The organism is Enterobacter cloacae complex sp. SYL003, assembly GCF_049236925.1.
In the GTDB taxonomy this organism is placed as follows: Bacteria; Pseudomonadota; Gammaproteobacteria; order Enterobacterales; family Enterobacteriaceae; genus Enterobacter; species Enterobacter intestinihominis.
This window is the reverse complement of sequence record NZ_JBMKJK010000029.1, coordinates 12,464-33,547: the sequence shown is the minus strand read 5'-3', so window position 1 is coordinate 33,547 and position 21,084 is coordinate 12,464. Positions and strand designations below refer to the sequence as shown.

The window sequence follows — 21,084 nt, the reverse complement described above, 5'->3', positions numbered from 1 at the left end:
TCCGGTTCAGCAGCTGCAGGGGCGCTGGCCACCGGCGCGGTTTCCTCCGGTTCGGCAGCTGCAGGGGCGCTGGCCACCGGCGCGGCTTTTTCAGGATCTGCAACGGCAGCGCTGTCAGTCGAGCTGTGATTAACGTCAGTAATGTTCGGGTTATCAGTCGGCATAGTGTCTACCCTGTTCATTTGATTAATGGCTCCTTCTACCTGCAATCTGACTTGCTCCAGCCCTTCAGAGACATGCAAATCGTTGTAGTCAGTAAGCCCTTCTTTCGGGTTGCTAAAGGCAGGGACCAGAACATGGCCGGCAGTCAGCTCTGCAGCTTCTGTCGCTTTTTCTAGCCCAACGTTCTCGTCTTTATAAATGTCATTGTCAGCAAGGAAGTAATGAGTGCTGTTTGGAAAGGTGTCTTTCAGGCGGCCAGCAACTTCCACCATGTTGCCGGCATTAACCGTCATGATCACAGGCTGATTGATGGCTTCGCTGATACTGGCTGCTGTCGCATATCCCTCGGCATAAAGCAGGTTGTCACCATCCTTCAGTTGACCACCCACAACGAAAAAACTCCCCCATGCCTGGCCGTCTTTTTCAAGGTGTTTACTACCGTCGGACCAGATGCGCTCAAGGGTCCTGAACTCGCCATCAGCATTAAACAGAGGGATCACAACGTTGCCCCGCTCATCAGCTTTAAGGCCGTTAGCGGCAATGACCTGTTTGTTTTTCAGGTATGCCAGATCTCCCGTGGCATCCGGAAGCCGGTTATATTCTTCCATCAACCGGTTAGCGGTCTGATCAAACTTATCCGCTTGCGCTGCAGCTCTTTGTTCACGCCTTGCCGCAGCATCAGCACGGAGCATGGCCATTTGTTCAGGGTTAGGGGCTGCGCCGGTAGATACCCATTTCTGAATTTCACCACCGTTCTTATAGTCCCTGTACCACCCTGCAGGTCGGCCATCCAGAAAGGCGGCATACACCCCCTTTCTTGAACCAGCTTTACCGTCCACGGTATCGACATAATGCTTCTGGCCATCGAACTCTATGGGGTCTTTGATAATGGCACCGCGCTCTTCAAGCCACGCCGTAAATTCATCTTCAATGGCCTGAATATCCAGGGGCGGTTCTTCGATCACTTTATTGGGGTCAAAAATCCACTCTTTCAGCCGGCTCAGGTTGGCCCCCGGCTGTGCATACCACACCTTTTCTTCCTTCACGTAGTCCAGAGCATTACTGCCATCAGCCAGTTTGCCGGCCGCACGTATTGCACGTTGGCGATCGTCAAAGGGAATACTCAGACGGGTTCTTTCAGTTGCAATTTCAGGTTTCGCCATACTGTCTACCCCTGTAGTTATGTGTTATCGCTGAGAGCGCCGGTACCACCACGGCCGCCCGGTAAGTTTTTTCCCGCGGATAACCCGGAGAATGACCTGGTACAGCACCGGTAACGTGTAGCCCATCATGGCCAGCAGAAAGTAAAAGAGAACCACACAGGTGCAGATAACAAAGGTTTTTACTGACGGGAACGGAAACCAGATGAAGTACACAAGAAACGAGATAACAGGCACACCAAAAACCGTCAGTGGCCGGCCGGCATAACGCCATTTGTTAATGTCCATACTTGCCCTCTTTTAACGCCAGATAGTCCATATATCCTGCGACCTCGATGACTTCCGCTTCGTCGATCAAACCTTCCTGGTGCATTGCCCAGGCGTTCTGAATCAGACTGCGGTTTTCAGCGATCAACAGGTCGTCGATGTAGCGGCCCCACTTGCTGTAATCAACGTCATAGAGTTTGCGGCGCAGGCTGTTATCAATGACGAGATATTCACGGACAGCCTTGCGCCGGCCGTCTTTTGTTTTAAGCAAGCGTTGCACGATGATGTAAGAAAGGATACTCAGCAGGTCAAAGGCGGCAGCTTCACGCATTTCCGGCGGATAGTTCTGCAATGATCGGGAAATGGCTTCTCCGACCGTTTTGACGTGCAGTGTGCCAAGACAAAAGTGGCCGGATTTACCTGCCAGTACAGCAGCTTCAAATGACAGGCGGTTAAGGAGCTCACCAACCCCCATAATCTTCGGAGAACGACGGAGCCCGGAGAGAGTGATAAAATTGTGGAAGGAATCAATATCGCGCCCAATCTGTGACTGTGCCGGCGCCGGCGCAATCCAGTCTCGACTTCCCAGGCGATACTCGATGGGATCTTCAACCGTGATGATTTTCCGGTCCTGGTACGTTTCACCGCAATACTGGAAGATGCTGGCCATCAGGGTTGACTTGCCCGATCCCGTCTCGCCGCATATCAGTCCGAGGCCGGCAGCCGGCAACAGAGAATTAAACAGGTCCGGCTCAATACCCATTTGTTTAAGCTGAGGAATAACCTCATTCAGAACACGGAGTGTCAGAGACATTGCCGCTTCTGTTTTATAAATATCGGCCTGAGTAAAGTTCGCGCGGAACCGGCGGGTTTCGCCGCGGCCGAGTCCAATCGTGCCCGCTTCATCACCTCTTAGCTGGATAGCGGTATTAACGACCGCAGCACTTTTCAGCGTCCCTTTGATCTCCTGACCGAACACCTTATCAACGGTACGTTCCAGCTCCAGGTTGTCGAGCGGGTAAGATGTCATGGGCAACTGGCGCCCATGACGTTCTACCCAGATTTTATCTCCGCCCTGCAACAGAATATCGGACACTTCATTGTTTGAGCAGTGTACGAGAAAACGTTCCAGCGTCTGGGGCGTCAGCGTTGGACCAAAATTGAATGCTTCCATCTACTGCCCCTTAACGTATGGTCGGTTTCCAGCTGCGTTTGTTGATGTCAAACTCAGCTTGCTGCTTCATACGTTTCGTTTTATCGCCCAGCATGAGGCGGTTTTTATCCCCTGTAACTGTTTGCTGCTGCTGTGTGATGACTGGAGCCTTAATCATGCCCTGCTGCAGTAGCGTGCTGTAGCGCAACATGCCGGTGTAATCCCGTGTGAGGCGATTGAAATTAGCAGTGAATATCTCATCAGCTTTTTGGCGACCGTCAGACCAGCCCAGCGCGACAGCTTTTTTCCAGATATCACGTTGTTTCCCGTCCTTCGGCATTGCAGCCGGTTCAGGCAATTCGATCCGCTGCGCCATCAGCCCGGTCAGAAGATAGCTTTTCCAGGTCGGTGGGTTACTGACAAAGCGCGCCGGCACCACAATGTCATAGGCACGGTTGGCCGTTCGGATTTGCTCATTGGTAATGTGTGCAACGTCTTTAGCTTCAGCAATGACCGGAGGCAGGTAGCCTTCAGAAGAGATCAGCGGCTGGAACGAATACATGTAATCAAGGTTGCTGCGCTGATTTTCCAGCGCGGCGCGAATTTCTTTAGCGCGTTCTGCCTTTCCGCCGCGAAATCCAATGGTGTGCGCTGCGTCGTTTAGCATACTGCCAGTAACATCGGCCTCATCGTCACTTTGGCTTGGCGGGTCCATGTAGTAATCCAGGCCTTTAACATCGGAGTCGTCCGCGCGTGCAACGTTCGCAGCAAGCAGCGGTAACGTCAGAAGCACGATCAGTTTAAGTTTCATGGGCGGGTCCCTCTGAGGAATGAACCTTTCTTCGATGGTGTGAGGTAAAGCAGCTGCAGTTCACCGGGTTTCTGGTTGATGGTGGCACGGTACTGCGTTTGTTGTCGGATCAGGGTCAGCAACTGTTCAAACGTAACCTTCGAACCACCAACATCGATATTGAGTGGAAGCGGTAACTTGATCCCCTGACTGGTGAATTGAAGGCCACGCTGTTTAGCCAGTTGCTCCAGTAATTCGTAAGCATCACCCTGCCAGCTCACACGAACATACTGACTGTTTGCATTGATAATGGTAGGGAATTTGTAACGGGTCCTGTTAATGGCTCCAGCCTGGTAAAGCTCATCCTGTGCGAGTTTTATCTTAATGGCTTGCTCACGCAATTCCTGATCTACCAGCTGCTGTGCAGAGATTTGTTTTTCCTTTTCGCTTTGAGAGGCACACCCGGCAAGAGCTAACACAGAAACGGCCGCGAGGACCGTTTGCATTTTGATTTTCATTTCTTACTCCATTTTACTTCGGATTGAATTTGTCGTCGCTTTCACTTCTGAATTGCATTTCATTTTTACTATTATTTTGCTCACGAATCAAACGATGTTTCTCGTTTTGAGCATACGCCTGCTGAGCGGCATCTGTGAAGGTAATGCCCTGCGCGACAGGGTGATTGTGGTTCACAGCTGCATCGACGATACGATTACAGCACAGTTCCTTAAACTCGCCGTCACCATCAACACGAACAGATTTGGCTTTACCAGCAATCGTTAATGCAATTGCAAGGTCAGCCGTTTTCTCTTTGTCGATTCCATTACTTTCTGTCAGCACAATATGACCACGATCAGCCGCTACCGGTTTACCGTCGCGCTCAAAGATAACAGTACCGTCTTTCAAAAGCCGTGGCTTGACACCATGACGTGCTGAGGCCATTACGGCCACATCATCACGATCATGACTGGTGATGGCGTTAAAGGTACGGTTGAACCCGATCTGCTCAACCAGTTGCTGTTTATACTTCTCCTTCTTCCTGGAGGAATAGGCAAAGCCCCTCATTTGGCTGAGCGCTGCCTTATCACCCTTCAGTGCTTCCTGTTCGACCCACTCCCGGTAAGAAAGCCGTGGGTTAGCCGCCCTGAAGCCGTTGCGTTCTTCACGCAAGCTAAGACGCAGATTGGCAACCGCCTGCAGGCGTTTGAACTCAGCCAGGTTGTACATCAGCTTTCTGGTATGAGGATCTGAAACAGAATGCCGGACGTTATTTTTCACCAACCGGGTATGTTGGGCAATTTTCCGGTATTCATCGGCGATGCGATCCTTATCCGGAGAATATATCGGTAAATTGTTTCGGTAGGCGCGATAGCGACCCTTGAGCAGCATTCTTTCTTCTGCGCGCTCAATTTTACGCTGCAGACGTTTATTGGCATCTCGACGATAAGCACCAGGGGTATATGCGGTTTTAAATACCGATACTTTGGCCGGTTCAATATGTGAAGGCTGGTATTCACCAAAGCGCTCTTCCATCGACTTCAGGGTATATTGCGCCTTGTTAAATACCAGACTCGCCTTAACAGCCGTCTTCTGGTTTTGATGTTCGTGGGTAATGACGTAGCCCTTTTTCCCCTGTGCTTTTTCGACACGAAGACCGATGTCTGCAAATGTCTTATGCACATCATCCCAGCTTTTGGCTTCACGAAGCCCAGCTGAAACATGGATCAAGTTTTGACGACTACCGCCTACCTGTTCATCACCAACGATATAGCGATAGAGCGTTTCAACCCCCTCTTTATTCTCCATCTTGTTGATGCGATCGAGTGAGCGCCAGTTGCCCCGCTCTTTCTTGCTGTGAGGGTTCCGGACAATCTGTTGACGGTCATTAACCACATATGCACCGTTTGAATGGGACCAACCATTCTTCAATTCCAGTAAGCGGCACGCCTGATGAAGAGTGTCTTTGGTAAAGCTCGATGAGGCTGCTTTATATGTCTGGGGATTGATGCGGTTAACAGCAACATGCACATGCAGGTTATCTGTATCCCGGTGGATGGCAGCAACATACTGGTGATCGGACATGCCCATCGATGCCAGTGTAAACTTCACCGAATCGAAAACCTGATCATCATTCGGCTTTTCATAGTCAGGCCATGAGAGAACATAGTGCATAACTGGATCTTTACAGCGTGTGCTTTGCTGAGAAACTGAATTCATTTCCTGTGCTGCACCATCGAGCGAGAAGGTATTGTACTGGCAGGTAACATCACCAACCACAACACGCTGTACACCTGGCTCAACATCCACCGGTGTGCTGATCACTTTCTGCTTACGGGTCAGGTAATTGTTTAACCCTTCGAACATATCTGATTTAACAGCCAAAGCCGTCTCAGGAGTAGGCTGAACTGTATCAGTCAACTCCTGAGACGGCTTGTCTGCCATGTACTTAATCAGCTGACCAAAGCTGGACTTTTTGTCCCTTCGGCCCTCAATGATTTTAGGTATCACCATCCATCTCCTGTTGCAGTTTCTGTGCGGCCTTTTTGACCTCGATCAGAATCTCTGAATACTCCTTGCTATGAACTCCGGCACCTTCGTTAAACAGATGTTTTTGAAGGGCTGTTATCTTTACAAGAGCGGCAAGTGCATTGTAATTGCCTTTCGATTGAATGCGCTTTCCAAGCCCAGATTTGATAAGATATTGACTAAGACTAAGCCCTGCTTCATGGGCCTTTTCGGTGAGTTTAGCTTTCACTTCTGTGGAACATCTCACCTGGATTCGATCGTCTGTTTTTCTGCTCTCGCTACGGCTCATCAGATAGCTAACCTCGTTAGGGGGTGTCGGGGCTTGCCCTGACCAAGACGTTTTTGGACGGCCGCCGCGTGTCGGCGGTACTCCAAAAACACATCTTGTCCCGTACTTAAATACCTCATTGAATTCTACCATCGGCGCTGTTTGAATGCCAGCAGCGAAGGGCCTGGCAGGCAGAGCAATTGAATCATGCCGGGCATCATGTAAAATCACCTGAATAGCCTTGTCCGATTTTCTCCGGTTAGGCATGGTCGATTTTGACATTATTGGGAGGGCATATGCCTGCAAAAAAGAAAGCATTCTATAGCAGTGAGGACATCGGAAAATTCAAAAGCATTCTCGACGACTTGCCTGATGTGACGTCAGAAAGGCTTGAGAAAAAGCACGTACTCGATGAACTTATGTCTGACATTAAGAAGCTGAAAGATTCGAAAGGGTATGAAGATAAAGAGATACTGAAATTCCTCAACGATGCGGGTTTTTCAGATGTTACATTACGTGATATCAAGGACATTACTGCCGGACGAGTTGGAAAAAAACGAACCAGCAACAGCCGAAAAAAAACTACTGGAGTTGACGAAGAGCAGCGCACGCAAAATGGCTCTACAGGTCAGAATCCTGATGCTTCAGGTCCGCAGTATTAACCTTCACCTTTCGCATATAGCATCCCACATTATGATATAGCTCCCGGCCTGTCAGGCCGGGCATGGGAGCTGCCTGTTCGTGTAATAGTGCGTGCATACTTGTCACCGTTCCGGTGACAAGGGCACTCATTGGCCGGAAAAAATTTTCCGGTTCCGCTGCGATGCAGCGCTCAATGGTGCGCACGTTCAGGGCCACGATCCGCCCTTGATCCCGATAAATTTACAGGGAAAGGAGTCCGGGCACGGATATTAAAAAGGGGCGCATACAGCGCCCCTGAGACAGTTACAGATTACATCGCGGCTTCTTTAATCCGCCGGAACACTGCCAACCAGAAACGGAAGTGATCCCATTGCGCTGCGTTCATCGGATGCGACTTTGTTTGCACTCCGTTTGCGACATCTTCAGCATAGTGTATAATCCACAACGGCATTTTGAACCTCACAATTTAAATTGCCTACCCAGCCGGATTGTTGGCGCAATCCGGCACCTTTTCTGGACTTCAATGATTCATCACCTCCTTTACATCCAGAACCAAAAAGTTATCGTTAGCGTGACGCTGTCCTACGATGAAAACAGCATCAAAGCGACTTACTGCAACTACGTTTAGTTTTCCTGTAACCTCCTTTCCGTTGATGTTGATGGTTTCATAGAGCACCTCGTATTCCTTCGCAGAATCGGAATACTTCTGCTCTTTCCAGTTTTCTATCTGTGCGATCAGCTCCGGGGCCAGCTGCTGACGAACACGGTTTAGTTCATAGTCACGATTGAGAATCAGGCGGTAATCTTTAATTAGCTGGTTGATAACCTTGTTCTCATCCCACTCGGATAGCAGTGGGCACTGTTCGCACTGTATAACACCATCTTCAATCAGTTTTTCTCTGATGCCATTAACTACCTGTACAGCACTTAATTCACTGTCGTAGTTCTTTTTAATTTCTTCGCTTCCCGGATATACCATAGCGACATCATTAAAATGGCTTACGATTAATTCTGACACAATAAGGGTATAAACCTCATAAGGGTATAAGGTCGCCATAATATTCTCTCCACGTTATTTACAGAGCGTTTTAATCAATATCCACTTTTAAACTTCATGCTTATTATACGTCTAACGAGCCATTTTAGGCAAGAAAAAAATGCCCCTTTTCGAGGCATATTTTTAACCGGTTTACCACTCCCAAACGGTCAGTTCTGGCACCTGTTCTGCATCCCGGTCAAACCAAATCCAGTCGAACCCGGCACCATTTAACGCGGCTATATTATCCAAAGCACTTGCACTGATCCCCGCCCTGGTTAATTCCACACGCCATTGTTCAGTAGCAGAAATACGCAATATCCACCCATAGCGATTTTTCTCGATCCAGAATAAACCTTCACCGGACAAGTCATCGTTACAGACCTTATCCAGTAGCTCCGCGTCTTCTTTTTTTACATGGCCGGTACTGACGACAGCCACCCGATATTGTTCACTAATATTCATACTTCCCCCCTTCTGGGTTGGCGGCCCACGTCCTGCGGGCCGTTCTCACTCAAATACTCACTGCGGGTAATCATTCATATCCGGGAACGGCGGTTCATCATGATTTTCAGTACCTCCCAGACCTTCAGCACTGGTGTTACGTGGCCCAGCTCCCGGCAGCATCTGCATTTCGCCGTTATTATCGATCACAATTTCCTTATTGCTGCGCATTTTGCCGTCTGTCCCTTGCCATTTGTTATTACGAATGCGCCCGACAAAATACAGCATCATACCCTTTTTGAAGTACTTCCCAGCTGCTTCAGCTTTCTTTCCAAAAATGACAATATCATGCCATTCCGTTTCTTTTTGCTCCTTCCCTTCGTTGTCGCTGTAGCTGATTTCAGTAGCCAGCGTCAGGCTCGCAATGGCCGTTCCGTTTGGGGTGTAACGCACTTCTGCATCTTTGCCAGCACGCCCCATCAGAATCACTTTGTTTTCGCCACGTTTCCACATAATACACCTCATATATTTGATGTTTATCAGTAAAAAATGGGAGGATTAAGGGGGATTTCTCCCCCTCTTTATCAGTAAAACTTCACGTTCGATTTCAGGGCTTTTTCAAAGTCTTTTACAAAGGAAATTGCAAAAGTGTAATCACGATGAATAAGCTGTTTTGTTTTAGGATTTCGCCACTCAACCTGCACTGATTCGGCTGAGTATTCGATCACCTCGATTTGATTTTTTACACCGAGATAATCAGCAATTGCCATTACGGCATTCACTTTTTTTTGGTCTGCTTCTTTCATTTCAACTCCTTCGCCAGTCGGGGCGCTACCGCGAAAAGCCTCATTGCCTTTCGATGTAATAATTATACGTCTAATGAGCCATTTTATCAACTCATCAGACGTATTTTTTTAATTAAATTTGTTCAAATATGAACATTTAATACTACCAGAAATCTAACATAATGGCTTGAATTTGGCCTTGTTGTAGGTGATCCGGTAGTCTTTGCACTTCCCGTTCTGCCGCAGGAACTCCAGCGAGACAACGTTAGCAGCGGCAAAATTGATGCACATAATGCTTTCCAGCGCCTCGAACAGGTCGGCCCCATTGGCCAGCGGAAACCACAGATCGTTGTCGCTACCGCTTAATTTTTCATGCAGACAGAAATGCACAGCACGCACGCCGCCAAATTCCGTAACCAGCACCGTATTGCTGGCGCGAATATCAGTTAGTGTTAACATTTTTCCCCCTGTCAGTATTGGCCCCCTCGCGGGGGCCGCCGTTTCAGTCAATCGCGCGGTAAATCAAACCGGCTTCGGCGTGCTGGTCGGCATATAATTTGAGCTTTTCCTGCTGGGTGATCAGCATGTCGCAGATGTGCTGATAGCCTTCTTCATGTGCGTGCCAGATCATGTGGTTCAGGGTGAACAGGGTCAGCACGATACCGGTAGCTTCTGCGGACAGTTCCCCTTCGAACCAGTTACCGCTAACCGATACCGTGAAGCGCTCTGCGCTCAGTGGGTACATGAAGCCGCTACCGCAAGACAGTTCGACGAACTCCCAGGAACCGCCTTGATAATCGGCGCAGAGAGAGCGTGCGTGGTTGTAGACACCGGCCTCACCTGTGAGATACCAGGCGCCGAACAGGCGTGGCAGAAAGGCCATGCGGCGGTTATTGGGGATAATGCGTGCAGTGATGGCGGGTTGATTCAGTTCAGTAGACATTTTCTGTACTCCTGCGCCAGTCGGGGCGCTACCGACGAAAGACCGGATTGCCTTTCGATGTGTTTATTATACGTCTAATGAGCCATATTAATCAAGCAAAATATCCCCGCCTGCCTGAATATTTTCAGGCGGGACAACTCTTTCCCCTGTCCATTTTTGGGGGCAGGATCACGCCTGCCCCCCTCTGATTCACATGATTACTATGACTTTGTTTCAGCGTTAAAGTGTACGGCTGCCATCCTGACCAACGGGATCACCGCGCTTTCCTCATCGAGCACACGAAAATTTATCGCTTCCCCCAGGTGCATCAGGTTAGCGATAAAATCAACGATGATTTCGGAAACCGGGTGTCCGTCGCAGTCCTGCTCATTCAGGCGCGCAAACAGCGCCAGCGCCTTAGCGGCCTTGATTGCCCGCTCTTCGTTTTCTTCGTCCATACTGCCGAAACACCATTGCCCCTTTTCAATCAGGGCCAGCGTGTCGTAATAGGCTTCATTCTGGGACATATTTTTTCCTCCTGCGCCAGTCGGGGCGCTGCCGTGAAAGTTCGCTGCGTTACTGCGTGAATTAGCCGTTAATCACCTTCGTGATGCACTCCAGCGCCTCAGACTCCTGCGGATAAAGTCGGCGTGCAGCTCCTTCACCAGACTGGATCTCTTCCAGCCGGATAAACTGCGCCGCCAGCGCCACGACTTTTTGCAGCGCCTCGGCATTGACCTCGATTTTTCGATCGCGGGCGGCATCTTCGCGCACCTGCTTTGCCAGGCTCCAGACGGTATCTTTTCCGACGCCATAACGGCTGTGTGAACTGCATTCCGCGATTTCTGCCAGAACGGCTTCGGCCTCATCGTCAGTGAGGTTCATATCACTGGTGCAGTCATGGACATCTTCAGCAGTCCAGATCAGAAGGCTGATCCGCTGCTGTGGTTCAAAACTATCGAGAAGCCTTGCGCAAATTTCATTTACGTTACCGTGCATTGTAAAACTCCTGCGCCAGTCGGGGCGCTGCCGCGAAAGACCGGATGCCTTTCGATGAGATTATTATACGTCTAATGAGCCATATTAATCAAGCAATTTTTCACGCTCATAGCGGCTACAGGCAACGCTGTAGCCGTTTTCATCCAGTTCTGAAGGCCAGTCGTCACGCCCGCAACCTGACAGCAGGCAGGCGCTGAGGTGCCCAGGGCGATAGTCGAGATGCTGGCATGAGGCGCAAAGGTCATCATCTGAGATTGAGCGGCCTGCACAGATAGGCGGTGCGCCATCAGTGGGAATTTCTCGAATATGCAGCGTTGTCACTTTTTTTACTCCTGCGCCAATCGGGGCGCTGCCGGTTAGCGATGCAGGGGGCTGTCGCCCCCTGCGGCGGTTCAGTCCTTACCCTTATCCTTCATGACTTTAATCAGCCCGGTAATGGCTGTAATGAGGGCGGCCACGGCCGTGATAATCTGAGGGAGGTTATGGAGGATTTCAGAAGAGGTCATAATGCACCTGTAAGGCTGTTTAGGAAGGTACTGATTTGAATCAGTAAAAACATTATACGTCTAATGAGCCATACATGCAAGCAAAAAAACGCCCCTCGTGGGGGCGCTGTGATTATTTTACATACTGCCAGACATGCGGCGGGATCTTATCCCAGATGCGTCCCGATGCCAGCTCTGCGCGGCGATGGTCGGCGGCAGCCTCAAAAGCCTCGGAGTCCTCCGGCGGCACCTGTCCACGATCCCGCATGGATTCGTACATTTTTTCCAGTGTGTCCGGGTTACGGCTGCGCCGAAAACGGAGAAGGTAAAAACGCCTCCGCGCCTGATAAACTGTTTCCGCCATGTATCTGCGTCCTGAGCGCCTTGTTATTTCGCATAGTATTCACGTTTTGGTTGAATAAGTCTTTGACTATACGCCCCTTGCGGGGCGTAGCAGGCGGTCAGCCCCAGGTGCTGTAAAAATGGCTTTCGTTAGGATCGGTCTTATAAGCCTGTTCGTACTCGTCAATGCTGACAGAGGGATGCTCATGGTTTTCACGAATGCGACGGGTCACGGGTTCGCCTTTAAACTCGTTCAAAACCGGCTTTAACTCGCCTGACATCGCACTGTCTGCTTTCACCTGCTGCGCAGCGATGCGGCGCAGTACGGCGGTTTTCTTACCGCGCAGGGCGATAACCTGATAGAAACAGGTATTTGTCTGCTCATAACCCCAGCTGGAAACAAAAACATCACCAAGAGAAACGGAGCCGTTACGGAACTGAAGGGATTGAATAGCCATGTTTATTACTCCTGCGCCAGTCGGGGCGCTACCGCGAAAAGCATCATTGCCTTTCGATGTGATTATTATACGTCTAATGAGCCACACTAATCAAGCAATAAATACATGCCCGGCATGATTTTCTCAGGCCGGGGAATACTTCCTTCCCCTGTTTATATTTCAGGCCGCAAATGCGGCCTGCCGTCTGGATTACACGCGAGGGGGTAACATCCCAGGATAGTGACTGGCGACCAGATTATTGATCTTCTCAACCAGATCCGGGCGTTTAAACGTAATGTGCGCGCTGCCCTTTTTGTAATATCGCACGCTGAAGTAATCACACTCGAACACCTTACCGTTGAACTGGTTTTCACTGAAAAAAGCATCCAGTTTGGCGCCGTCAGAAACACGGTAATCAGGCACGTTACGCCCGTCCAGCACGTAGAACGGACGCGCCAGATCGTCAATTTTGGTGTGCCCGTCTGAGCTGAAGCGCACCCAGCCACTGCGCCAGACATCGAGCAACGGCGCGATGATGATACGCTTGCCAAACATGCAGGGGTTATTGGTTTTATAATCCCACGACAGGGATTTAAAGATATCTATCAGCCCTTGCGTGAAAGTATCCGCCTTGCTTGCGTTCAGGTGCCGGAACGTGCTCATAACGTTATCCAGCGTTATCGGCGGCATTTCTTTGCCTGCCACCTGCCGATCCCATTCCTGACGTTGCTTGTTGCTCATCAGCGTATACATGCCGGTTTCCGTCATCAGCCGATCCCAGATTTTTCCGTCGATAACGCGGGAAATAGCCGTTTCGGCCTGGTCTGGCGTGGTGTCGCTCCATTTGATGGCGCTCTCTACTGCTTTGTCGTAGTCATACAGGTACTGACAGCCTCCGGCCTGCTGCATCAGATCGCGCGCTTTTCGCAGCTTGTCTATGCCGTCGAGATAGACGCGGATACCTTCATCCCGCAACGAGATAATGCGCTCAATAGCAATGGACGGGATCACGTCACCGCCATGCTGGCAGGACATCAGATCGACCGACGGGAGAGTATTTTTAGATGACATTTCAGACTCCTGCGCCATGCGGGGCGCTACCGTTAGCGTTGAACAGGGCTGGCAATGCCAGCCCATCAATGATTATTTGCAGCTCTGAAGCAGTTTACTAATCTGCGCGGCCAGCGCATACGTGGACGAATACGGACCACTTAAACGGCGGTTAGGGATTTCGTTGAGGGCATACAGGCACGCCTTCAGCAGCGCATCTTTCTGCGTGTCCAGTTCAGCTTTAAGCTGGGAAGGGGTCAGTGCTTTACTCATAATTTGTAACTCCTGCGCCAGTCGGGGCGCTACCGCGAAAAGCCTCATTGCCTTTCGATGTGATCATTATACGTCTAATGAGCCATAACAATCAAGCGTTATCTGATTAATTTCCTTTGTTTTTTCCCGGACTCCCTTCCCTGTAAATTTTGCTTTCAGATCCCCATCAGCCAGCTGGCAGCACTTTACCGGCATGGTGCAGGGGTTCAGGCATCAGACACTAGCGATAGCCCGAAACCCCGCAGGGGGTTCGGCGGAGCTGCCAGGCTTTGCCTGGCTAGCGGAGTGTGGCTGACGACTGCCCGACGGGCAGGAGCCGAAGGGGCCCAGAGGTGTTTTAGTACGACAGGCCTGCCAGAAAACGCCGGCAACTGAGCAGAAATGAACAGGGAAGACACACGGTACGGATGTCAGAAGTAGGTTAACTGGCAGATGCCATGTCGGAATAACATCAGATAAGGCCAGAATGGCCGGCTGGACACGTCAAATCAATAGAGGCGATGTGGGGTACAGGTTTTTGAAACAAGCGCTCAGAGAGCTGCTCAGCGCGTTTCAGGGCAATACGGGTTCGATGCCCGTATTGCCCTGCAGGCGGCGGACACCTGGTCAGCCTTCAGCCCCGGCCAGATAGTGGCTCAGTCCTTCACTGGAAGCCAGCACCGACGCTCTGAACTGCGGTTCGCCGTCACCCAGCGCCTTCAGCTTCTCCACGATATTGATCATCGGCGCGGCAGTACGCTGCTTATAATTCTCGATGTCGGCTGCATATTTCAGTAATGCCATATCAGTCGCCTCCTCAGCTGGCAGGTAATCACGCAACCATAGCGCATCTGCGAACGGATCTATCAGCTTTTGCAACGCTTCAGCCGTTGCTTCGAGCGACCGCCTGTCGGTTTTGATGGTGCCTGTTTCCGGATCAACACACTTCCCTTCCCAGCACTCAGGTACAAACGACTCCCGGTAATGAAAACCGTTGTCACCGTTTTCAGCACAGGCCAGTAGGTTCTCGATGCTTTCAGGGGTTCTGTGCCGTAACATCCTGGCCGTTGCCATACCGATCGCATTAATCATGATGCCATGCAGTCCCAGCGCCTCCTGACGGTACTCCGCGGCGATATCATCCTGGGCAATATCATTCCAGCGCATCGCCTGCGCCCAGGCAGTCCAGAGTCTTTCTGCCATGTCACGCTGTTGCGGCGAGGGAATGCTGTTGGCCCGCAGGTTGAGCATTTTTTTCGTCGCATCGTTCAGCGCTTTAAAGCTGATAAGCCGTGAGCTTTTTGCCGGGACCACGTTGTGTTCAAAATCCACTGTGCCCGCCAGCCCGGTGACGGTTCGGGCCAGATGCATTGCCAGCTGGTTGACCGGATCATTGTTGTTATATGCCATACTGATCGCCGCTGCCGGTTTGCTCGCGTTGTTATTAATATCAGCGAAAAACTGCTGGCGTAACTCAAGTGGCAGGCCAACGGTAAGCAATAAGCTGATCGTATCTTCCGTGTTGGAATAATCGCGTACAAATTCAAAAATACCCAGCGCACGGTGCTGGCCATCGAATAATTTTAAATCAGCGTCCATCGGAATTTTAAGAATACCGACTGCCGGCGAGAGTTCGCTGGGAAGGAATTCAACATGACTATCAATATTTCCGGTAATTGACGGCAAAATATAGGGAGCTCGTTTTGATGTTGCGCCGGCAACATAATTCCGTATTTTTTTGGCCCGCGTTTTGTTCGCTTCTCGCTGGCTGCGATCCATAACATCGCCATCATTGTCCATTGCAAGAATACGACGTAACACGACCATAGGAACCGTCAGCATGTATTGTTCTATGCCGCCCTGTATTCCGCGTGTGGCCGGGACTCTGAAAAAATAGTTATCAGTATTCATAATATTTCCTTCGTATATCCGATACGTTCAGGAAGCACGTTTGCGCGTCGGTGTTTTGCGCGGCTATTTCCAGATCGGCGGTAAGCCGGCATCGATGCAAAGGACACACCAGACGGAATACGCGATGTCACTTTCTCCGTTCACCCAGCGGCGCACCGTTCTGCCGTTCACGCCAACATGTCGCGCCAGCCCCTCCTGACTGAGGTTGAGCACATTTTCCAGCAGATAGCGGAGTTCATCCCCCGTCGGCGGGGTCCATTTATCAGCGGGACGGAAACAACTTTCGCGGATCGCGCCCACGTTAAGCGGCACGGTATATTTATTGCCCATAGCAAGCCTCCAGAGCCGGCCGCACCACTGTGCGGCCGCAGTTGTCAAATCAGACCATGTTCAGCAAAAGAGTAAATATCGCTGCCGCCCACAATCAGGTGATCGAGGACTTTGACATCAACCATCCCCAGCACCTGCGCCAGACGCTCGGTGATCAGCTTGTCAGCCTGGCTGGGTGCAGTGTTAGCGGAAGGATGGTTATGCGCCAGTACCACGGCGGCGGCATTATGATGCAGGGCGCGTTGCAGGACGATACGCGGATGAACGGTGACGCTGCTGATAGTGCCCTTAAACAGTTCTTCAAACGCAATCACGCCGTTGTGGCAGTTAAGAAAGAACGCGCAGAATGATTCGCGTGGTTCTGCAACAAGACGAAACCGCAGTAAGGAACGCGCGGCATCGGCGCCGGTGATAAAATCCGTTGTGGTAATTTTACCGGCAATAATGGCGTCCGCCTGGCGGATAATGTTGAGTTCTTCTGCTGAAAATTTCATATATTTCCCTCGTTAGGGGACCTGAGCACCATGCCCGGCCACAAATATATATTAGGACAATTTGTCCTAGATGTAAATACAGTTAAATATAAAAAAGCCCGATTTAACGGGCTTTTATGGTTTATTTCTGTCCCCCTGCAATAACTTCCAGTTCCGTCTCTGAAAGCATAATTTTCAGGCAGGGTTTGGTACGGCTGAGAAGCTCAATCGACCTCGGATCGAGGTCCAGGGATTCGCAAAAATCATCCCCGCCACAGGCATCACGCATCCGGTCCCAGAGCTCGTCAAAATCCGTTGTATCCGGATTGAAACCATTGGCGTAACAGACATTGTGCATCCCATTACTGTTTTTCTCACCTTTCGCCGCCATCACATACACGCCATGATCTTTGACAAAAAGAAGCGGGCAATTAAAACGCTTAACTTCAGCAATAACGACGTTGAGCATAGGATCAGTAAAAACAAGTTCTGATTGCATGGTCATAGTGTATTTACTCCCTGAAAGCTATTTGTTGACCGCAGCGGCGGTGAGAATGTCAGAAAGCGACCCCAGCAGATATAATTCGGTGAGCTCGCCTGTTTCATTCAGAAGAAATAGCCCTGCAGGTCGGCCATTATGAAAAATAATGGCTTCATGCGATTGATGTAATTCACACTGACACAGCGAGAAATAAATAAGTGACCATTCAGGGGAAATAACGGTTTTATTGCCATGTTCCCGGATATAGCGGGCAACATCAGCCTGTTGCTGAGAATTGAGAGCAGTCATAAGGTGACTCCTGCGCCGGTCGGGGCGCTACCGTCGAAAGACCGGATTGCCTTTCGATGTAATTATTATACGTCTAATGAGCCATATAAATCAAGTTAATTTTGTTATTTTCCTGGTTTAAGGAGACTCTTTCCCCTGTAAATTTTGCATCACAAGCGCACCGTTCGGGCGCTGCATGCGAATAATATCGTTCTGGCGAGCGTCTTTTTCCCGGATGATCCGCCAGGTTTCGGTGACGGCGCCGGCTGGCTGATACAGTCTGACCTTCACCTCGGAACGCTCTGCAGACAGCACAATGCAGCCTTTCTCATCTTGTGCAGCTGCGTGCCGGGCTTCATCTTTATCCCGCGGGCAGTCATCAAATCCTGATATTCGGACCGGGTGGCCATCGATATCAACCTGATAGCCGGGCGAAATCACGGGCACGGGCTGTGGCACATTCGGGAAATAATCAGCCAGATCACACCCTGTCAGGGCTACGGGCACAAGGCAGGCATACAGCATTAACATTCGGCGTGTGGTGATCATAAAGGGTCCTCTCTGGTCGCCGCGGGCCTTATTTCACCTTCTCAACCAGCTGCAGTGAAGGATGCTCACCGGCCAGAAGTAACAGGAAATTGAATTCCCCGGTTTTGAGCTTTACGCCGCGCTGAGCAGCCTTTTCTTTGGTCTGCCATGACGCCGGTTTATAGCCAAACAGCGCTGCAATTTCAGCGTGCTTCAGCCCCAGCGCCAGACGCAGGCGGCGAACGTCTTCGGCCGTGGCGGGATCTTTGACCATATCATCCGGACTGAATGCCCTGTTCAGGCGGTAATCAGGATGCACGCCGGCGATCAGCATCAGCATGTTATATTCGCCTGGGCGAAGACTGGTCTTGTTGTACTGGCTGAGATCGTCGCTGATAGCTTCCTTACGCTGCCAGGCGCGCAGTTCGTACCCCATGACAGCCCCTAATGCGGTTTCAGTCATGCCCATTTTTTCCCGGAGCGTCTTCACTGTTTCCGGCTGCGGAACGACGCTAACCATCTTAATCATTACCTTTCTCCCAGAAGTCTGAATTCAGAAAAATTTTCACCTGGCGCGTGCGGGGATAGTCCTGGTGCTTCAGCCCCTCCCGCGTGTCAGACAGGTACTGCGTTTCCTGCTGCACCTTGTTGATTTTGCCATTCCATTTGCGGGCCAGCGCCCGGTAACTCCCGTTCTCCAGCTGATAAACTTCAAACGTATACTTGTTCGGACCGCTCCAGCCTTCGTTGTAATAGACCTGTTTCATAGGATCTGCCTGATCGATGCGCCCCGTAAACATGACATCCCGGCTGCATTGCCTGAACCAGTAACCGCGGGGCATAGCCGGTGGCCGGTCGCTTATTTCCCGTCTGGATAGCGTGCCGAAAGGCTGTGAGCGCAGGTGACAACCTGATCTCAGGTCAATCTGGCATGACGTGTTGTGCAGGGACCAGCGCCGCTGCCGAAGGCAATGGCTCAGGGTGATCACAGGTACGACACGGGAAACGAACAGGGGGAATGATTGCATGGTTTTACTCCTTCGCCAGTCGGGGCGCTACCGAAAAATGAGCCTTGATAATACGACGAATGAGCCATATAAATCAAGTTAAAAATCAGGCGGCAGAGTTTCTGCCGCTGCTGTAGGTCAGTACCGTGGGGCCACGTCCTTTCCTTCGCCCCATAAACGGGAAAACTCGTTCACGTAGGCTTCAGTTACTGCAGGCGCGCCGCTGATCAGCACCACATTTTCCGCATTACGACTGTCTGCACTGGCGCTGAAGTTAAACGATCCGGTCAAGACGGCGCGGCGGTCAAAGACCATGAATTTATCATGCATGGCCTCGTAGTTATCGTTGATCCGCACCGCCACGCGGTTATTGGCCAGAAAGTTCACTTCGGTGTACCGGTTGTCGTTCGCTTTGCGATCGGCCACCACCACCACCGATACGCCCCGTTTTTTTGCGGCACGCAACGCGCCGGCAACAGGACGACTGGTCAGGCTGTACGCGGCAACCAGAATCTCATGCTGCGCGTGGTCGATTGAATCCAGAACCAGATTTAATGCGGTCCCGCCGGGTGAAAACCCGGTTTTCACTTCAGTCGCAGTTTGCGCCTGAACATTGCCGGCCGCTGTTACCGGGTTTGCTGCCACGGCGCCGGCGATGAGGGTCAGGGTTAACAGCACATATTTTTTCACGCTGCCCCCTTAATCATCATCCGGGAACAGATGCTGGACGTTCTTACGGGTTTCTTCCAGATTCTTATCCTCCGGTGCGGCCGGTTCGGGAGTCACGGCGGGACTGTTTTCCGGCGCAGCGCCGCCTGCCGGCGACACCGTATTGCTGCCACCGCCGGTGGCCTGCAGAAACGCCTCAACCAGACGCGCCATTTCTCCTGTATCCTGCTGCGGCAGCGTACTGCTGATGATCCGCTGAATATCCTGCATCGAGGTGCTCTCCGTCAGGAATTCAGCGATCAGGAACGGCAGGCGTTCGTCCTGCTTCATCAACGCGGCACCACAGAGCATCATGGCGCGCATCGCGCGGCCACGCTCTTTCTGAGGCAGTTTCTCAAGAAAGCCGTCGGCTACCCGGTCCGCCGCATTGCGCTCCGGGTAGATATAAAACGAGCACTTACGGTTATCAGTCATACTCAGCCCTTCATTGCCACCATACCCAGAACCAGATCGAATTGCGGGTTATCACTGACGAAGAAACGATCGTCACTCACCCCCGTTGCCTGCTTCACTGCGCCGGCGACCAGGCTGGCACCGCCACCGACCACCATGACGTGCGTGAAGCCGGCAAAGCGGCCAACTGAATCGGTGACACGGTGCGTCAGGGCTTTTTCACGCTCATGCAGTACCTTCATCACCTGGGCCCGCTGGTCAGCGTTCTGGAGGTAACGGGAAAGAAACGTTTCGTCATTTCGCGCCTGGATCAGACGGTCGGCAAAATACGAACTGGTACGGGTGCTCACGCTGGTATCCAGTGCATGTTTTACGGCTTCGGTGATGATGGATACGCCGGTTTTAGGATCGCAATGTGTCTTGGTGAAGCCGGACATTTTGCTGCGAACGTGCGCGATATCCAGCGTGGTTCCACCGATATCCACAATCAGCAGGGAGTCCAGATCGTCCAGATCCTTCAGCACACTGAAGCCTGCAGGGACCGACTCTGGCAGTACGCTGACTTTACGCACGGTAAAGCTCTCACGCCCCTGAACGGCCACCGCGCGCTTCACGTTCGCTTTTTTCCGCTCGATGTTGGCCATATTAGGCTGATCGTTTTCATCCAGGTACTCGCCCAGCGGCAGCGTCACCACAACATCAACCGGCTGCGGTTCAATGCCGGACTGCATCAGGGCATGGTGGATAGCGACGACATTCACATCACTGTACTGATAGCGGGTTTCCGTGGTGCGCACGGCATCCGGGCTCAGCTGGTCAAAGCTGTACTTTTCCCCGTCAATTTCATAGTTGGCGGAAGCCGGCACTGATGAATCTGTCAGCAACGTCATGGACCATTCGGGCTTGAAGCTGTTCGGACTGATCAACGTTTTGACCGCACCGTCTTCCATCCATGCCAGTTTGATGTTGGTGGAACCGTCGTCAACAAAAATACGCATTTTGAACCTCACATTATTTAGAAAAAAACCGTAGAAATCAGGAAAAATACAGCTTTCAAATGGATTATTACGCATCCCTGCTGACGTGTAAAGACAAAAAGACGCACCAATATAGAAAAATACAGAAAAATAGAGAATAAAAACCAACAAAAGACGGCCAGGCCGCCCTGAAAACGGTCTGACCTAGAAAGAAAATGGATTTATTTAGATTTATATGGAAATATCA

Annotated in this window: 32 protein-coding genes; 1 reads left to right on the top strand and 31 read right to left on the bottom strand. The window is 51.1% G+C overall.

From position 1 onward, the window contains the following. The 7 genes from ACOT1A_RS23110 to mobA form a co-directional block, all read right to left on the bottom strand. On the bottom strand, window positions 1-1,325 hold a 1,325-nt coding region (locus ACOT1A_RS23110; protein WP_229412447.1), incomplete at its 3' end, for a toprim domain-containing protein. 24 nt (window positions 1,326-1,349) lie between these two features. Beyond that, on the bottom strand, window positions 1,350-1,610 hold the full coding sequence (gene icmT / locus ACOT1A_RS23105; protein WP_004187310.1) for an IcmT/TraK family protein: 261 nt from the start codon (window positions 1,608-1,610) through the stop codon (window positions 1,350-1,352). Continuing rightward, window positions 1,600-2,763, bottom strand: coding sequence for a plasmid transfer ATPase TraJ (traJ, locus tag ACOT1A_RS23100; protein ID WP_004187313.1), 1,164 nt, complete (start codon window positions 2,761-2,763; stop codon window positions 1,600-1,602). Before traJ ends, icmT begins: the two co-directional genes overlap by 11 nt. Window positions 2,764-2,773: 10 nt before the next feature. Continuing rightward, window positions 2,774-3,553 (bottom strand): type IV secretory system conjugative DNA transfer family protein, encoded by a 780-nt coding sequence (locus ACOT1A_RS23095; RefSeq protein WP_004187315.1) that lies wholly within the window; start codon window positions 3,551-3,553, stop codon window positions 2,774-2,776. Continuing rightward, a complete protein-coding gene (locus ACOT1A_RS23090; protein ID WP_004187320.1) occupies window positions 3,550-4,050 on the bottom strand; it encodes a DotD/TraH family lipoprotein in 501 nt (166 codons plus the stop codon). Before ACOT1A_RS23090 ends, ACOT1A_RS23095 begins: the two co-directional genes overlap by 4 nt. Window positions 4,051-4,063: 13 nt before the next feature. Then, window positions 4,064-6,043: a TraI/MobA(P) family conjugative relaxase gene (traI, locus tag ACOT1A_RS23085; RefSeq protein ID WP_004187323.1), complete on the bottom strand. Its 1,980-nt coding sequence runs from the start codon at window positions 6,041-6,043 to the stop codon at window positions 4,064-4,066. Next, a complete protein-coding gene (gene mobA, locus ACOT1A_RS23080) occupies window positions 6,030-6,557 on the bottom strand; it encodes a plasmid mobilization protein MobA (protein ID WP_225986328.1) in 528 nt (175 codons plus the stop codon). Before mobA ends, traI begins: the two co-directional genes overlap by 14 nt. A 65-nt stretch (window positions 6,558-6,622) precedes the next feature. On the opposite strand from mobA, the gene ACOT1A_RS23075 reads away from it, so the two are divergent. Next, entirely contained in the window at window positions 6,623-6,988 is a 366-nt protein-coding gene (locus ACOT1A_RS23075; RefSeq protein ID WP_126336485.1) for a MobC, read from the top strand. 500 nt (window positions 6,989-7,488) lie between these two features. Here the strand turns inward: ACOT1A_RS23075 and ACOT1A_RS23070 are convergent, their stop codons facing one another. The 24 genes from ACOT1A_RS23070 to ACOT1A_RS22955 form a co-directional block, all read right to left on the bottom strand. Beyond that, complete coding sequence (locus tag ACOT1A_RS23070) at window positions 7,489-8,025, bottom strand: hypothetical protein (protein ID WP_011091066.1); 537 nt, start codon at window positions 8,023-8,025, stop codon at window positions 7,489-7,491. 132 nt (window positions 8,026-8,157) lie between these two features. Next, on the bottom strand, window positions 8,158-8,469 hold the full coding sequence (locus tag ACOT1A_RS23065; protein ID WP_011091065.1) for a hypothetical protein: 312 nt from the start codon (window positions 8,467-8,469) through the stop codon (window positions 8,158-8,160). Between the two features lie 57 nt (window positions 8,470-8,526). Next, the gene (locus ACOT1A_RS23060; protein WP_011091064.1) at window positions 8,527-8,961 is read right to left on the bottom strand and encodes a single-stranded DNA-binding protein; all 435 of its coding nucleotides are present in this window, start codon (window positions 8,959-8,961) and stop codon (window positions 8,527-8,529) included. A 71-nt stretch (window positions 8,962-9,032) separates the two neighbouring features. Then, window positions 9,033-9,254 carry a hypothetical protein gene (locus ACOT1A_RS23055; protein ID WP_011091063.1) on the bottom strand — a complete coding sequence of 74 codons (222 nt, stop codon included), beginning with the start codon at window positions 9,252-9,254 and terminating at the stop codon, window positions 9,033-9,035. A 153-nt stretch (window positions 9,255-9,407) separates the two neighbouring features. Continuing rightward, window positions 9,408-9,692, bottom strand: coding sequence for a hypothetical protein (locus ACOT1A_RS23050; RefSeq protein WP_011091062.1), 285 nt, complete (start codon window positions 9,690-9,692; stop codon window positions 9,408-9,410). A 43-nt stretch (window positions 9,693-9,735) separates the two neighbouring features. Then, window positions 9,736-10,176 (bottom strand): antirestriction protein, encoded by a 441-nt coding sequence (locus ACOT1A_RS23045; RefSeq protein ID WP_040027871.1) that lies wholly within the window; start codon window positions 10,174-10,176, stop codon window positions 9,736-9,738. 200 nt (window positions 10,177-10,376) lie between these two features. Further along, window positions 10,377-10,682, bottom strand: coding sequence for a hypothetical protein (locus tag ACOT1A_RS23040; protein WP_011091060.1), 306 nt, complete (start codon window positions 10,680-10,682; stop codon window positions 10,377-10,379). A gap of 61 nt (window positions 10,683-10,743) precedes the next feature. Beyond that, on the bottom strand, window positions 10,744-11,154 hold the full coding sequence (locus ACOT1A_RS23035) for a DUF1380 family protein (RefSeq protein ID WP_011154458.1): 411 nt from the start codon (window positions 11,152-11,154) through the stop codon (window positions 10,744-10,746). Window positions 11,155-11,238: 84 nt separating this feature from the next. After that, a complete protein-coding gene (locus tag ACOT1A_RS23030; protein ID WP_011091058.1) occupies window positions 11,239-11,475 on the bottom strand; it encodes a hypothetical protein in 237 nt (78 codons plus the stop codon). A 297-nt stretch (window positions 11,476-11,772) separates the two neighbouring features. After that, a complete protein-coding gene (locus ACOT1A_RS23025) occupies window positions 11,773-12,003 on the bottom strand; it encodes an Hha/YmoA family nucleoid-associated regulatory protein (RefSeq protein ID WP_011091057.1) in 231 nt (76 codons plus the stop codon). A 97-nt stretch (window positions 12,004-12,100) separates the two neighbouring features. Continuing rightward, on the bottom strand, window positions 12,101-12,439 hold the full coding sequence (locus ACOT1A_RS23020) for a hypothetical protein (protein WP_011091056.1): 339 nt from the start codon (window positions 12,437-12,439) through the stop codon (window positions 12,101-12,103). A gap of 189 nt (window positions 12,440-12,628) precedes the next feature. Further along, on the bottom strand, window positions 12,629-13,489 hold the full coding sequence (locus ACOT1A_RS23015; protein ID WP_011091055.1) for a DUF4942 domain-containing protein: 861 nt from the start codon (window positions 13,487-13,489) through the stop codon (window positions 12,629-12,631). Window positions 13,490-13,561: 72 nt separating this feature from the next. Further along, entirely contained in the window at window positions 13,562-13,741 is a 180-nt protein-coding gene (locus ACOT1A_RS23010) for a hypothetical protein (protein ID WP_015063360.1), read from the bottom strand. A gap of 606 nt (window positions 13,742-14,347) precedes the next feature. Further along, window positions 14,348-15,631 (bottom strand): DGQHR domain-containing protein, encoded by a 1,284-nt coding sequence (locus ACOT1A_RS23005; protein WP_011091054.1) that lies wholly within the window; start codon window positions 15,629-15,631, stop codon window positions 14,348-14,350. Between the two features lie 63 nt (window positions 15,632-15,694). Next, window positions 15,695-15,961, bottom strand: a complete 267-nt coding sequence (locus ACOT1A_RS23000; protein ID WP_004187367.1) for a helix-turn-helix domain-containing protein — start codon at window positions 15,959-15,961, stop codon at window positions 15,695-15,697. Between the two features lie 44 nt (window positions 15,962-16,005). Beyond that, window positions 16,006-16,455, bottom strand: coding sequence for a JAB domain-containing protein (locus tag ACOT1A_RS22995; protein ID WP_011091053.1), 450 nt, complete (start codon window positions 16,453-16,455; stop codon window positions 16,006-16,008). Window positions 16,456-16,576: 121 nt separating this feature from the next. After that, the gene (locus ACOT1A_RS22990) at window positions 16,577-16,939 is read right to left on the bottom strand and encodes a DUF3085 domain-containing protein (protein ID WP_004206909.1); all 363 of its coding nucleotides are present in this window, start codon (window positions 16,937-16,939) and stop codon (window positions 16,577-16,579) included. A gap of 21 nt (window positions 16,940-16,960) precedes the next feature. Beyond that, window positions 16,961-17,224, bottom strand: a complete 264-nt coding sequence (locus ACOT1A_RS22985) for a hypothetical protein (RefSeq protein WP_004206908.1) — start codon at window positions 17,222-17,224, stop codon at window positions 16,961-16,963. 117 nt (window positions 17,225-17,341) lie between these two features. After that, window positions 17,342-17,752 (bottom strand): hypothetical protein, encoded by a 411-nt coding sequence (locus tag ACOT1A_RS22980; RefSeq protein ID WP_063107137.1) that lies wholly within the window; start codon window positions 17,750-17,752, stop codon window positions 17,342-17,344. 28 nt (window positions 17,753-17,780) lie between these two features. Further along, on the bottom strand, window positions 17,781-18,260 hold the full coding sequence (locus ACOT1A_RS22975) for a hypothetical protein (protein ID WP_011091051.1): 480 nt from the start codon (window positions 18,258-18,260) through the stop codon (window positions 17,781-17,783). After that, complete coding sequence (locus tag ACOT1A_RS22970) at window positions 18,253-18,498, bottom strand: hypothetical protein (RefSeq protein ID WP_019725064.1); 246 nt, start codon at window positions 18,496-18,498, stop codon at window positions 18,253-18,255. The genes ACOT1A_RS22975 and ACOT1A_RS22970 overlap by 8 nt, the downstream gene beginning before the upstream one ends. A 378-nt stretch (window positions 18,499-18,876) precedes the next feature. Continuing rightward, entirely contained in the window at window positions 18,877-19,428 is a 552-nt protein-coding gene (locus ACOT1A_RS22965; protein WP_011091049.1) for a phospholipase D family protein, read from the bottom strand. 9 nt (window positions 19,429-19,437) lie between these two features. Further along, the gene (locus ACOT1A_RS22960) at window positions 19,438-19,881 is read right to left on the bottom strand and encodes a plasmid partitioning/stability family protein (RefSeq protein ID WP_011091048.1); all 444 of its coding nucleotides are present in this window, start codon (window positions 19,879-19,881) and stop codon (window positions 19,438-19,440) included. A gap of 2 nt (window positions 19,882-19,883) precedes the next feature. Continuing rightward, complete coding sequence (locus tag ACOT1A_RS22955) at window positions 19,884-20,858, bottom strand: plasmid segregation protein ParM (protein ID WP_011091047.1); 975 nt, start codon at window positions 20,856-20,858, stop codon at window positions 19,884-19,886. Window positions 20,859-21,084: the final 226 nt, after the last annotated feature.

Coding starts and splice junctions, on each gene's coding strand:
- ACOT1A_RS23055 (WP_011091063.1), bottom strand. CDS start 9,254: ATGAAAGAAGCAGACCAAAAAAAAGTGAATGCCGTAATGGCAATTGCT.
- traI (WP_004187323.1), bottom strand. CDS start 6,043: ATGGTGATACCTAAAATCATTGAGGGCCGAAGGGACAAAAAGTCCAGC.
- ACOT1A_RS22975 (WP_011091051.1), bottom strand. CDS start 18,260: ATGATTAAGATGGTTAGCGTCGTTCCGCAGCCGGAAACAGTGAAGACG.
- ACOT1A_RS22960 (WP_011091048.1), bottom strand. CDS start 19,881: ATGACTGATAACCGTAAGTGCTCGTTTTATATCTACCCGGAGCGCAAT.
- ACOT1A_RS22990 (WP_004206909.1), bottom strand. CDS start 16,939: ATGACCATGCAATCAGAACTTGTTTTTACTGATCCTATGCTCAACGTC.
- ACOT1A_RS23035 (WP_011154458.1), bottom strand. CDS start 11,154: ATGCACGGTAACGTAAATGAAATTTGCGCAAGGCTTCTCGATAGTTTT.
- ACOT1A_RS23095 (WP_004187315.1), bottom strand. CDS start 3,553: ATGAAACTTAAACTGATCGTGCTTCTGACGTTACCGCTGCTTGCTGCG.
- ACOT1A_RS22970 (WP_019725064.1), bottom strand. CDS start 18,498: ATGAAACAGGTCTATTACAACGAAGGCTGGAGCGGTCCGAACAAGTAT.
- ACOT1A_RS23015 (WP_011091055.1), bottom strand. CDS start 13,489: ATGTCATCTAAAAATACTCTCCCGTCGGTCGATCTGATGTCCTGCCAG.
- ACOT1A_RS23040 (WP_011091060.1), bottom strand. CDS start 10,682: ATGTCCCAGAATGAAGCCTATTACGACACGCTGGCCCTGATTGAAAAG.
- ACOT1A_RS23010 (WP_015063360.1), bottom strand. CDS start 13,741: ATGAGTAAAGCACTGACCCCTTCCCAGCTTAAAGCTGAACTGGACACG.
- ACOT1A_RS22995 (WP_011091053.1), bottom strand. CDS start 16,455: ATGAAATTTTCAGCAGAAGAACTCAACATTATCCGCCAGGCGGACGCC.
- ACOT1A_RS22980 (WP_063107137.1), bottom strand. CDS start 17,752: ATGATCACCACACGCCGAATGTTAATGCTGTATGCCTGCCTTGTGCCC.
- traJ (WP_004187313.1), bottom strand. CDS start 2,763: ATGGAAGCATTCAATTTTGGTCCAACGCTGACGCCCCAGACGCTGGAA.
- ACOT1A_RS23065 (WP_011091065.1), bottom strand. CDS start 8,469: ATGAATATTAGTGAACAATATCGGGTGGCTGTCGTCAGTACCGGCCAT.
- ACOT1A_RS23075 (WP_126336485.1), top strand. CDS start 6,623: ATGCCTGCAAAAAAGAAAGCATTCTATAGCAGTGAGGACATCGGAAAA.
- ACOT1A_RS22955 (WP_011091047.1), bottom strand. CDS start 20,858: ATGCGTATTTTTGTTGACGACGGTTCCACCAACATCAAACTGGCATGG.
- ACOT1A_RS23020 (WP_011091056.1), bottom strand. CDS start 12,439: ATGGCTATTCAATCCCTTCAGTTCCGTAACGGCTCCGTTTCTCTTGGT.
- ACOT1A_RS23005 (WP_011091054.1), bottom strand. CDS start 15,631: ATGAATACTGATAACTATTTTTTCAGAGTCCCGGCCACACGCGGAATA.
- ACOT1A_RS23050 (WP_011091062.1), bottom strand. CDS start 9,692: ATGTTAACACTAACTGATATTCGCGCCAGCAATACGGTGCTGGTTACG.
- icmT (WP_004187310.1), bottom strand. CDS start 1,610: ATGGACATTAACAAATGGCGTTATGCCGGCCGGCCACTGACGGTTTTT.
- ACOT1A_RS23090 (WP_004187320.1), bottom strand. CDS start 4,050: ATGAAAATCAAAATGCAAACGGTCCTCGCGGCCGTTTCTGTGTTAGCT.
- ACOT1A_RS23070 (WP_011091066.1), bottom strand. CDS start 8,025: ATGGCGACCTTATACCCTTATGAGGTTTATACCCTTATTGTGTCAGAA.
- ACOT1A_RS23060 (WP_011091064.1), bottom strand. CDS start 8,961: ATGTGGAAACGTGGCGAAAACAAAGTGATTCTGATGGGGCGTGCTGGC.
- ACOT1A_RS23025 (WP_011091057.1), bottom strand. CDS start 12,003: ATGGCGGAAACAGTTTATCAGGCGCGGAGGCGTTTTTACCTTCTCCGT.
- ACOT1A_RS23045 (WP_040027871.1), bottom strand. CDS start 10,176: ATGTCTACTGAACTGAATCAACCCGCCATCACTGCACGCATTATCCCC.
- ACOT1A_RS23000 (WP_004187367.1), bottom strand. CDS start 15,961: ATGGGCAATAAATATACCGTGCCGCTTAACGTGGGCGCGATCCGCGAA.
- ACOT1A_RS22985 (WP_004206908.1), bottom strand. CDS start 17,224: ATGACTGCTCTCAATTCTCAGCAACAGGCTGATGTTGCCCGCTATATC.